The organism is Gemella sp. 27098_8_149 (assembly GCF_041433745.1).
Lineage (GTDB): Bacteria > Bacillota > Bacilli > Staphylococcales > Gemellaceae > Gemella.
The window spans coordinates 17,567-28,958 of sequence record NZ_JAPWCB010000018.1 but is presented as its reverse complement, the minus strand read 5'-3'; the positions used below and the strand labels follow the sequence as shown (position 1 = coordinate 28,958).

Genomic DNA, 11,392 nt, shown 5'->3' with positions numbered 1-11,392 from the left:
AAACTATTCATTGCAATTATCACAATGAATAGTTTTTTCTTTATTTTTAAATACCTATCAATTAGCTATGACCTTTTCTATTTAACACATTTAAGTTAATAGCGTCTACATAGTAATTGCTAACTCGTCCGTCCTTATCACTGATTTCTACATTCCATGTCGGCATCAATACTTGGTTTTCCGTTTGAGAAATATATGTATAATATCCTAACGTAGCTCGTACACGACAGTTTTTAGGAATTAAGTCTTCGTGATATAATCTATTTATCGCTTGGTTAGATGGTACTAACGTTTCATTCTTATCTTTTCTTATATTTGAAACACTCGTTAATGTGAAGTTTTTTATATCTCCATTACTTTCAACACTAAAGACAATTCGTGCATTTTTATTTGAAAATACTCTAAAACTATCTATTTGCTGTTCAAAGATAACTTCATTTTTTGATGAATTGTAACTAGAAAAAATATAATTTGCACTTAATTTCATTTTTTCTAGTAAGAATGAATCTAATTCAGCTCTATAACTGCCTTTGTTTACATTGGTAATAACATTTTCTGAACTGACTTTTAAAGTAGATGTCTTATCAACATTTTCAACTTCATACTTTAGACCACTATCTTCCTTACGAATATCCTTCAAATCAGAAATCGTAACATTCACATAACCAAGATTATCACGTTTCGTTGCATTTTCTTCTACAGTTATATTGTCATTTTTCATAGAACGTTCAATAATTTCTTTTTCTTGAACTATCTCTGTTTTATTCTTCTGAACTGTATATATATAAAATGTTAACAAGACAGCATTAAGCGCAACAAATAGGTAAATAAACAATGTCTTCATCTTACCCCAGTTCATAGTCTCTCTCCCTTGTCAATCATCTCTTTTAATTTTTTAAAACTCATATATCTATCATTATATTTTACATACCACGCTGGTACATAGCTAAAACTATTTCTATCTTTATTATAGACCTTATCATAACCTAGAACTATATCTCCTATTTCTTTAAGGTTAACTCTTTCATAAAGATAATTAATTACATATTCAGTTTTCTCAACAGAGTATAGTTCCACTTCTTTTGATGAAAGATAAGTCTTCGTAAGCCTCTTCGGTGAAGTTAGTTTATATATTCCACTACTATTATCCTCAGAAATAATATCCGCATGACCTTCTCTACTAAAGGCTATCGAATCCTTATAAGCTTCTTGGAAAATAGTAATTCCTTCTAGAGCAGTAGTAAGCTGATAATCTGTATCTCCTACATACCCCAGTCCCAAGAAACTCATAGTATTGTTTATAGCGACTGTAGCTCCAACTTCTTTCCCACCTTCGTTTGATGGATTTGTATATACTAATCTGTTGTTTATAGATCGTAAGATACCATAACCATCAGTCACTTCATCCTCATTACTAATTCTAAGATTATCCTTTTTCTCAAAAATATCCTTAGCTAATCTATTTAAGCTAACATCTTCAGCACTGTATTCGTCTATAACATTATCCTCGTCAGACTCTTTCAAATAGATAAACCTATTATTCAAACTATACTTAGCATAGCTTTGTTTTTTCTCGTTAAACTTACTATTTATCCTGCTATAGATTTCATCCTTCAGAGTAATCTGTAGATAGTTTTTATCATCTTTTTTATATAAATAAATCATATTTGGTCTATCTTTTAGTAAAACTATCGTATCAAATTCCAAACTTATATTAGAATTCTCCTCCGAGAAGAACAACGGTTTTACTAAAGCTGAATCCAAGGTCACCTGATAATTTATCATGATTTTTTCAACATTATTCGTTGTAATATCTTCTATATTTCGATTTCTAACCCTAGACTCTGTACTTTCGCTATCTGAGATTATCGACAACAGATCTTTCAATACCCTTTTATTTTTTACAGCATCGACAGTCGCCACCTTCGTTATAGAATTTTGAACTATCGGTTCTTCTCTTGATCCTTCATAGTTTTTTACGACACTATCAGGAATCAAAAAGTTTAAAAGACTATTTTTATTTGACTCTGCTGATTTTTGAGTAGTTCTCTTAGTGAAAATCTCATAATCTGGTTGATAAGTAATAATAAGATAGGATAAAGTTAAACTCATTAGAACTAATATTCCTAATACAACTGATTTAACAGTTTCTTTCCTTTTACTTTTCATATTATTTACCTCTATAACCATTCATCATCAATTTGTTCACAAGGTAGTGTCACGAATATAATACTTCCATAACCTTCTCTACTTTGAGCCCAAATACGACCTTTATGGGCATCTACGATAGTCTTAGCTAATGCCAATCCTAAACCTGTTCCTCCCATACTTCTTTGTCTACTCTTATCAACTCTGTAGAATCTATTAAAGATTTTGTCAATGTGGACTAATGGAATTCCAACACCCTCATCTTTAATAGAAATACTCACCCTATTGTGGTGATAATTTTGTCTAACTCTCACCGTGATATTTTTACCATCTGGAGAGTATTTTATCGCATTATTTACGATATTATCAAATACCTGTGTAAGTTTATCCTGGTCACCTTCTACAAATATCGGACTCTTAGGAATATGTTTTATGAAGTTTTTCTCAGGATGTGTTAAAGCGAATCTATCGGTAATTTGTTCAAGCATCTTATTAATATCGATAAATTCTTTCTCATAATGTTCTTCTTTAATGTCCATTTTACCAAGCTGCATAAGCTCATTTACCATTCTTATCATACGAGTCGTTTCTTTGTGAATCGTATCGATAAACTGAGGAGCAAGCTCTTTATCCTCAAGAACACCTTCTTCTAACGCCTCGATATAACTGTTCATCGTTGTTAAAGGAGTACGAAGTTCATGAGATACTGTAGATACGAACTCACGACGTTCTTTTTCCTGACGTTCTTGATCTGTTACGTCATAAAGCACGATAATATATCCTTCTAGCTCGGTTGACATCTGAGTTAAATCTTCCTTATCCTCTTTTTCTATCTTAGAAATTTCAGCACGTAAAAGTAGCTCTTCATCCGTTTTTGAGGAATTTACAAGAAGACTATCTTCCGCTTCTAATATCTCCTCTATACTTTCATATTCAGTGATATTAAGAATCTTCAGAACATCTTTTCCAATAAAGATTTCATCATCACGACCTCCTAGCATATCTTCCGCACTAGTATTAATAAGAATTATTTTTCCGTTATTATCCGTCGTAATAATTCCATCCATCATACTTTCGATAATCGTTGCAAGCTTCCTACGTTCAGTCTCAGTAACAGCCTGCTCTTCTTCAATTCTTTTAGAAATTTGGTTAAATACTTTTGCCAGATCTCCGATTTCATCATCTGCATCTATACCAACTACTGTACCATAGTTCCCAAGAGCCATCTTCTTAACCTGTGAACTCATCTTCTCAATAGAGCTCGTCACCGTTTTTGAAGCTACGAATCCTATTACTGTAGTAATTAATATCGATAGAATAGTTCCCACTATGAAGATTTTAGAAATACCATTTACCTCTTGATAAACACTTTCTATATCCGCCATAAGAGAGATTACACCAATAACTTCATTATCCTTTTTAACAGGACTCACATAAATCCACACACGCTTATTACTATCAGCATTATTTTGAATCTGTTTAGTACTCTCTCCTGTTTTTATAACTTGACTTACCAATGGATCAAACGACCTTTTAGCAAGATATTCATCATTACCATTTTTCGAAGAAGTCGCTAAAATTTTTGAATCATTATCTATAACATTAACTAATAATAACTTTTGAATATTAAATTCACTAACTAGTTTAGCTATACCACTCTTTGAATCTCTGCTATTCTTTGAAGATTCATCTTGACTAGTACTGTCTTCCGTATCTTTCGAACCATCTCCGGTACTACTAGCTTTTTCTAATTCCTCACGAACATGGTAGTTTAAGATTTTTTCCTGTTCGATAATATTTTGCTCAAATGTATTTACATTACTATTTCTTAGCTGTGTTGTAAAGAACAATCCGATAAGTTGTAATGAAATTATATTAACTAATACATACACTATTACGAACTTAGTTCGAATTGATGAAAAGAATCTTTTCTTAAATCTCTTCTCAAAAAAACTCATTACTCTTCACCTATAAAGTAACCAACACCACGACGTGTCATAATATACTCAGGTTGAGATGAGTCATTCTCTACTTTCTCACGTAGTCTTCTTACAGTTACATCCACAGTTCTAACATCACCGAAGTAATCATAACCCCATACTGTTTGCAGAAGGTTTTCACGTGTTAAAACTTGTCCACGGTGTTGTGCAAGGTAGTAGAATAAATCAAATTCTCTACGTGTTAAGTCGATTTCTTCACCATTTTTCTTAATAACATAAGCTTCTGGATAAATAACGATATCCTTAATCACAAGATCTCCACCATTTTTCTCCTCAACTACTTCTTCTTGTTGCTTAGTAACACGACGTAAGTTTACCTTAACCCTAGCCATAAGTTCACGCGTTGAGAAAGGTTTAGTCACATAATCATCCGCTCCAAACTCAAGTCCAAGAACTTTATCTATCTCGCTATTTTTCGCCGTTAGCATAATGATTGGAATATTTTTCTTAGCGCGTACTTCTCTACACACTTCCATTCCATCTTTTTTAGGTAACATTAAATCTAATAAAATTAAATCTGGGTTCTCATTAAAAGCAAGTTCTACCGCTTTTTCCCCGTCATTAGCAACGATTACATCGTAACCTTCTTTTTTAAGATTAAATTCTAGTATATTAGCAATCGGTTCTTCGTCATCGACTACTAGTATTTTATATTCTGCCATTTTCTTCCTCCTTAGATTTATACTAAGTATTAAATAATATATATTCCTAATTATATTTTTTATAAAACATTTTTTGGAGTATACTTTTATTCTTTAACCTGCATCTTCTCATCAACATGAGTATATACATAGTTATCAATATTATATCATTTTTTTTAGTTAAGTTACAACTTTAAGCAAACGATTAACTCTCTATCAGTTATGCGAAAAATACAAAATTTTATAACAAGTTATAATCTATATGAAACTATTACAATAAAAAACTCCTCGCCTGACAAAAACGTCAGACAAGGAATCTATTACAGTTCTTCTTTTTTCTTCGCAATATTATCTAATATAGCCTTGATAAAAAATTCAAAATTAACATTATAAGGATTTTTATTCAAGTTATCTATCACAGTACGACTCACTAAAAGTGCATTCAGTTGATTCTCTAATCCTTCTATTCGCTCTTCTGAAAAATTGCTAAGGATACCTACTTCTGCTAGACTAAAATCTTTATATTCCAATGATAAAAGATCATCATTTTCTTTCTTCTCAAAAGAACTACCAAAAGATTTTTGGTATATGTCTAAGAAACTCTTTATACCGTGCATTCCAGCTTCTTTTACAATAATTTCATCACCCACATAGTAACCAATTGATAGTAGCTCAGAGATTCTCGTAAATATATCATATTCAGAAACAACCCTCTTCACATCCCCTGTAAAGGTTGCTTTTTTAATAGCTGTTTTCTTTACATTTCTAAGATATTTTTTCATACGCATAACGTATAATTCACCGTCTTTTTCCTTATCCATAAAAATATCTATACCGCCGATTAAATATATCGGAACTGCATTAAAGACGATACTTTGCTGTACATTATACTCAATCGCAACACGTTGCGCAATACTTCCTCCTAGTGAATGACCTGTTAATATAATATCATTACCATATTTTTTCTTCATACGTGTATAAAATCTATAACACGGTGTCATATGTTCCGCTTGCCCCAAGCAAATACCTACTACATCTGCATACATATCCTTCTGCCTATCAAAATAAAAATTCGTTCCCGTATAAGATAAAATATAATTCCCTTCAGCCGTATTTTCAAACAACGTCGCACTACTTCCAGTTTTCACATCATAAAAACTACTCACATAATTCAGCTCTTCTGGGAAACTCCCTACTGTTTTTTGTAGGTTAATATATTCTCTTATCATAGTTTTTGGAATCTTTATCTTATCCATCGCTTCTATATGGTATACAATAAACGATGCATAACTAGTTATCTCAAACAACCTTTCCATTCTCTTCTCCTATCACAATACAATTTGATTTCCTATATTATCAATTAGTATTTTATCATAAACCATAGATTATTTCCTATTTTTTAGTTAAAACCTCATTCTATTAGGTTAATTTTTCAATTTTTTTAATTTTTATCACTCTTGAATTTTATAATTGATTATTATTTTCAGTTATTAGTTTAAAATAGAATATTTTTTTGTTATAATAATTATATGAATTTAATTAATACGGGATTAATTTTCAAGAATATTATTCCAACATCCTAAGTAGGAGGCTTATTATGAAAATTTTACTTGCTTACTCTAGCAAAACAAAAAATACTAAAAAAGTAGCTGAGGCTATTTATGAACAGATAAAAGATCAGGGAGAAGTGGATTTACTTGATATAAAGAAACAACGAAAAAAACTAGAAAAAGAATATGATTTCTATATTCTAGGTGCTTGGACAGATAAAACTAACGCCAACAAAAATATGCAACGTTTTATAGATCAACAAGAAATACATGGTAAAGATGTTGCCCTATTTCTAACTTGTGGTGTTCCTCGTGAACATTATCACGCAGACGATTCTATTAATAATTACATTGCATTTATGGAAGAGCGTAACAATAGAATTCATGAAACTTTCGTCTGTCAAGGTAAGGTTGATCCAAAGGTTATGATAGTTTTCAAAATCCTTACTTGGCGTGATCCTAACTTTATTCACAAAGTTACACCAGATCTTGCCGACATGGTTAAAGAATCAAAAAAACACCCAGATCCGAAAGATTTAAAAGATGCTCAAAATTGTTTTAGCAATCTACTAGAACATAAAATATCACACGCATTAGCATAACTTAACACTAAAATAAAGGTAGTTATCCATTTTCATTGGATAACTACCTTTTATGTTTTTATAATATCAAATACTACCTTCCCTTCAAGGTAACTTTAATTAATAGTGAACTATTTTTTTCGTTAATTAGGATAATTTATATTAATACTTAATGAAATTATTTTAAGTAATATATATCTTTTTATAAGTTTAAAGAATAATTCCCTTTTTATCAAAATACCGTTATTATCATAGATTATTCGCTAATTGTTAATTTTAAAAGTTATAATTTTTATCTCCATTATATCTAATATACTCTATTATTAAATATTAATAATTCACTATTACTTTAAAATATTTTGACTTTTAGTATATAAAGTTGTAGAATATCTTAAGTGATATATTATTATATCATACTAAATTAACATAATGGAATTTCGCCGACGAAATTTCTTTGGAGGAATTATGATAAAAAAAGAATTTAGTAGCCTTTTAAAGAGCAAAGGGTTAAAAGCTACCATGGCTACCGTTCTTCTAGTTCCTGTTTTATATTCAGGAACCTTCCTAAAATCCGTTTGGAATCCATATGACAACACTGGAAACATGAAAGTCGGAGTTGTTAATCTAGACCAAAAAGTAGATTTTAATGGAAAAACTCTAGAAGTCGGGAATTCGATGGTCGAAAAACTAAAAGATAACAAAAAAGTAAATTGGCAATTCGTCGATAAAGATACAGCCGATAAAGAATTACGAGAAGGAGACTACTACATGGTAGTTACAATACCACAAAACTTCTCAAAAAATGCCACATCTTTATCAAATGATAACCCAGAAAAAATGAACATCGACTTTACTACTAACTTTACTAAGAGTAAAAACGGTGAGAAAATCATGGAAACCGTAGCGAGCAACTTAACAAATACCGTTAAAGATCAAGTTGTAAAAACTTATACAGCTACTCTCTACAGTAAGTTTTCTGAGATTGGTTCTTCACTTCAAAAAGCAGCCGACGCTTCAAACCAACTAAACAATGGACTTGGACGTCTTAGCGAAGGTGGCCAAAAACTTGGAAGTGGTATTAATCAACTTGCCGACGGTTCTGGTCGCCTTGCTTCTGGACTTGGTCGTCTTAGCGAAGGTGGTGCGAAACTAAGCGGTGGTATCGATCAACTTACCGATGGTTCTGGTCGTCTTTCTGCCGGACTTGGTCGTCTTAGCGAAGGTGGCGCTAAACTAAGCGGTGGTATCGATCAACTTACCGATGGTTCTGGTCGTCTTTCTGCCGGACTTAGTCGTCTTAGCGAAGGTGGTGCGAAACTAAGTGGTGGTATCGATCAACTTACTGACGGTTCTGGTCGTCTTTCTGCCGGACTTGGTCGTCTTAGCGAAGGTGGCGCGAAACTTGGTAATGGTATCAATGAACTTTCTGACGGTTCTAATCGCCTAACAGCTGGACTAAATCGTCTTAGCGAAGGCGGTGCGAAACTGAGCGGAGGTATCAACCAACTTACCGATGGTTCTGGTCGTCTTTCTGCTGGACTTAATCGTCTTAGCGAAGGTGGCGCGAAACTTGGTAACGGAGTTTCTCAACTTCAAGAAGGAGCCGGAAAACTATCAAGTGGCCTAAGCACATTAAATGATAAAAAAGCTGCACTAGTTTCTGGTGTAAATGAACTTACTGCAGGCTCTAACCAACTTACTATCGGTTTTGACACATTCAAAACTAAGAGTGTTATGCTAACAGATGGAATAGATAAACTACACAAAGGAAGCGAAGCATTTAAAGAAGGTCTTTTAAAATATACGAACGGAGTACTTACTCTTAACGAAAAACTACTAGCTAAAAAAGGTGATTTAGAAAAACTTAGCGCCGGAAGTGCTACACTTAACAACGGCATCGACAGATTATCAGATGGAATTTCTCAAATCAACTCTAAGCTAGCATCTAAAAAAGATGACTTAAATAGATTAGCCGCAGGTGGTACCGAACTAGAAAACGGTGTTGCTAAACTTTCTGAAAGCACACCGAAATTAGTAGATGGTGCAGATAAAATCAATACCGGATTAAATGCACTAAATTCTAACTTACCTAGCGACAGCGACTTAGCTGCTAAAAAATCTAACCTAACATCTACATTAGACAAACTAAAAGGATTAAAAATCACATATAGAACTAACTTCAATCCATTATCTAGTGCCTTCACAGATTTAGGTGCTCAAATAGAAAGTCTTAAAGAAATTGTAAGTCGTATAGATACACAATCTACGACAACAACAACTACGACTACTACACCAGCTGCACCTACACCAGCTCCTACTACTAATTTCTCAGGACTGGAACAAACACTAGCATCAATGGACTTAAAACCAGAGCAAAAAGCTCAAATCCTTGCTGCAGCTAAAAGTGACGCAGCTGCTACACCTGCTGCACCAGCACCACAACCAACTACTACTGTTCAAAATAGCAGTAACAATAATAATAGCCAAATAAAAGCTGAACTTACTTCTGCAATTAACAGTGCTTCATCAAAATACTCAAGCATGAAATACCGTGTAGGAAAATTAAACTACATTCAAACTCAACTTGATAAATTCGATGTAAACTCTCTTGCAGCTGACCTTGAAGGAACAATCAGCGGATTCTCAAGTATTAAATCTGCTGTTGGACAACTTGCTGCTGGAAGCGGTCAATTAAAAGCTGGATTAACAGTAATGAACGAAAAAACTCCTACTCTTATCGCAGGATTTAATCAATATAAAGGTGGAGTTGATGCAACTGTATCATCTCTAACTTCAGGTGAGTTAGTAAATGGACTTAACCAACTAGCAAGTGCCACTCCAAAATTAAAAGAAGGTGTTTCTTCTTACACTAACGGAGTTAACTCACTAACTACATCAATGACAACTGGAGAACTAGCACAAGGTGTTGGCACTCTAGCAAGCAAAGGAACTGAATTACAAGCAGGATTCAATCAACTTTCAGGTGGTATCCAATTAATTCACGAAAAACTTCCTGAGTTAGCTGGTGGAATCGACGCTCTAGTCGACGGAAATGCAAGAATCAATGCAGGACTGAACAAACTTCAGGCTAAACTTCCTGAACTAAGCATCGGTATCCAAGAACTTGATAATGGCGGTAAGAAACTTTACCAAGGATTAACTGATATGAAAGCTAAAGCTCCTGAGTTATTAAGCGGACTTAATAGTGCTAAAGATGGTGCTGATAAACTTCACAACGGACTTTCTTCTATCCAAGCTAAAGCTCCTGAATTATTAAGTGGACTTAACAGCGCTAAAGATGGCTCTGAAAAACTTTCTAACGGATTATCAGCCATGAAAGCTAAAGCTCCTGAACTTATCAACGGGGTTAATAGTGCTAAGGAAGGTGCTGATAAACTTCACAATGGACTTTCTGCAATGCAGGCTAAAGCTCCTGAACTTATCAACGGGGTTAATAGTGCTAAAGAAGGTGCTGATAAACTTCACAACGGACTTTCTTCTATGCAGGCTAAAGCTCCTGAACTTATCAACGGAGTTAACAGTGCTAAAGAAGGTGCTGATAAACTTCACAACGGACTTTCTTCTATGCAGGCTAAAGCTCCTGAACTTATCAATGGAGTTAACAGTGCGAGAGACGGTGCTATTAAACTATCTGGTGCACTAACTATCATGCAAGCTAAAGCTCCTGAATTACTTTCTGGATTAGAGAAAGCTAAAGATGGTTCTGGATTATTAGCAGATAAACTTTCTAGTGGAGCTGACAAACTATCAGCAGCTAAAACTGGAGATAAAAATGTAGACATGATGTCTAATCCAATTAAAACTAATATCAGCGACATCTCAGAAGAAACTAGCTACGGTAACGCAATGGCACCATTCTTCCTAGTATTCGGACTACTAATCGCAGCTGCGGCATTCAACATTCTATTCCCAGCTCGTAAAGCAGAATACGGAGAATCAACAAACAGCTTATTCGGTACAAGACTAGTATCAATGACAACATTCGCTATCTTAGCAACAATCATAGAAGTAGTAGCAATGAGTTTATTCTTTGACTTTAAAGTTCAAAACTTTGGAATGTACTTCTTCGGATTAATACTTTCAGGTATTGTGTTTATGCTAATAACACACTTCTTATCGTACACATTCGGAAAAGTTGGTAATGCAATTAGCATCGGATTTGTAGCTTTACAATTCGTTCTAACTACACCACTATTCCCTAAAGAAATGCTACCATCTCTATACAGTGGTTTAATTCCTTTCACACCTGTATTCTACGGTGATACCGCTGTTAGACAAGCAGTTCTAGGTGGACTTACAAACGGAATTTACAACAGTGCAATATTAATCTTAGTTGTTTTAGGAATAATATTCTTAACTCTTACTTACATCTCTTACAACAAGAATAATAAAGCAGCTGTGAATTTAGCAAAATAACAAATAAAAAATTCTAAGTAACATCAATATTTGTT

At 33.5% G+C, this 11,392-nt stretch carries 7 protein-coding genes; 2 read left to right on the top strand and 5 right to left on the bottom strand.

Going from position 1 to position 11,392, the window contains the following annotated elements; all coding sequences use genetic code 11:
- Nucleotides 1-61: 61 nt before the first annotated feature.
- From yycI to O3801_RS07295, 5 genes are all read right to left on the bottom strand, one after another.
- Nucleotides 62-859 (bottom strand): two-component system regulatory protein YycI, encoded by a 798-nt coding sequence (gene yycI / locus O3801_RS07315; RefSeq protein ID WP_371454537.1) that lies wholly within the window; start codon nucleotides 857-859, stop codon nucleotides 62-64.
- The gene (yycH, locus tag O3801_RS07310) at nucleotides 856-2,169 is read right to left on the bottom strand and encodes a two-component system activity regulator YycH (RefSeq protein ID WP_371454536.1); all 1,314 of its coding nucleotides are present in this window, start codon (nucleotides 2,167-2,169) and stop codon (nucleotides 856-858) included. The genes yycI and yycH overlap by 4 nt, the downstream gene beginning before the upstream one ends.
- Nucleotides 2,170-2,180: 11 nt before the next feature.
- Complete coding sequence (locus tag O3801_RS07305; protein WP_371454535.1) at nucleotides 2,181-4,106, bottom strand: ATP-binding protein; 1,926 nt, start codon at nucleotides 4,104-4,106, stop codon at nucleotides 2,181-2,183.
- Nucleotides 4,106-4,810 (bottom strand): response regulator YycF, encoded by a 705-nt coding sequence (gene yycF / locus O3801_RS07300; protein ID WP_294682934.1) that lies wholly within the window; start codon nucleotides 4,808-4,810, stop codon nucleotides 4,106-4,108. The genes O3801_RS07305 and yycF overlap by 1 nt, the downstream gene beginning before the upstream one ends.
- Before the next feature lie 299 nt (nucleotides 4,811-5,109).
- Nucleotides 5,110-6,105: a Tle-like phospholipase domain-containing protein gene (locus O3801_RS07295; protein ID WP_294682935.1), complete on the bottom strand. Its 996-nt coding sequence runs from the start codon at nucleotides 6,103-6,105 to the stop codon at nucleotides 5,110-5,112.
- A gap of 281 nt (nucleotides 6,106-6,386) precedes the next feature.
- Here O3801_RS07295 and O3801_RS07290 point away from each other — a divergent pair, with 281 nt between their 5' ends.
- Both O3801_RS07290 and O3801_RS07285 read left to right on the top strand, forming a co-directional pair.
- Nucleotides 6,387-6,941 (top strand): flavodoxin family protein, encoded by a 555-nt coding sequence (locus tag O3801_RS07290; protein WP_294682936.1) that lies wholly within the window; start codon nucleotides 6,387-6,389, stop codon nucleotides 6,939-6,941.
- Nucleotides 6,942-7,385: 444 nt separating this feature from the next.
- Nucleotides 7,386-11,357 carry a YhgE/Pip family protein gene (locus tag O3801_RS07285; RefSeq protein WP_371454534.1) on the top strand — a complete coding sequence of 1,324 codons (3,972 nt, stop codon included), beginning with the start codon at nucleotides 7,386-7,388 and terminating at the stop codon, nucleotides 11,355-11,357.
- Nucleotides 11,358-11,392: the final 35 nt, after the last annotated feature.

Coding starts and splice junctions, on each gene's coding strand:
- yycI (WP_371454537.1), bottom strand. CDS start 859: ATGAACTGGGGTAAGATGAAGACATTGTTTATTTACCTATTTGTTGCG.
- yycH (WP_371454536.1), bottom strand. CDS start 2,169: ATGAAAAGTAAAAGGAAAGAAACTGTTAAATCAGTTGTATTAGGAATA.
- O3801_RS07305 (WP_371454535.1), bottom strand. CDS start 4,106: ATGAGTTTTTTTGAGAAGAGATTTAAGAAAAGATTCTTTTCATCAATT.
- yycF (WP_294682934.1), bottom strand. CDS start 4,810: ATGGCAGAATATAAAATACTAGTAGTCGATGACGAAGAACCGATTGCT.
- O3801_RS07295 (WP_294682935.1), bottom strand. CDS start 6,105: ATGGAAAGGTTGTTTGAGATAACTAGTTATGCATCGTTTATTGTATAC.
- O3801_RS07290 (WP_294682936.1), top strand. CDS start 6,387: ATGAAAATTTTACTTGCTTACTCTAGCAAAACAAAAAATACTAAAAAA.
- O3801_RS07285 (WP_371454534.1), top strand. CDS start 7,386: ATGATAAAAAAAGAATTTAGTAGCCTTTTAAAGAGCAAAGGGTTAAAA.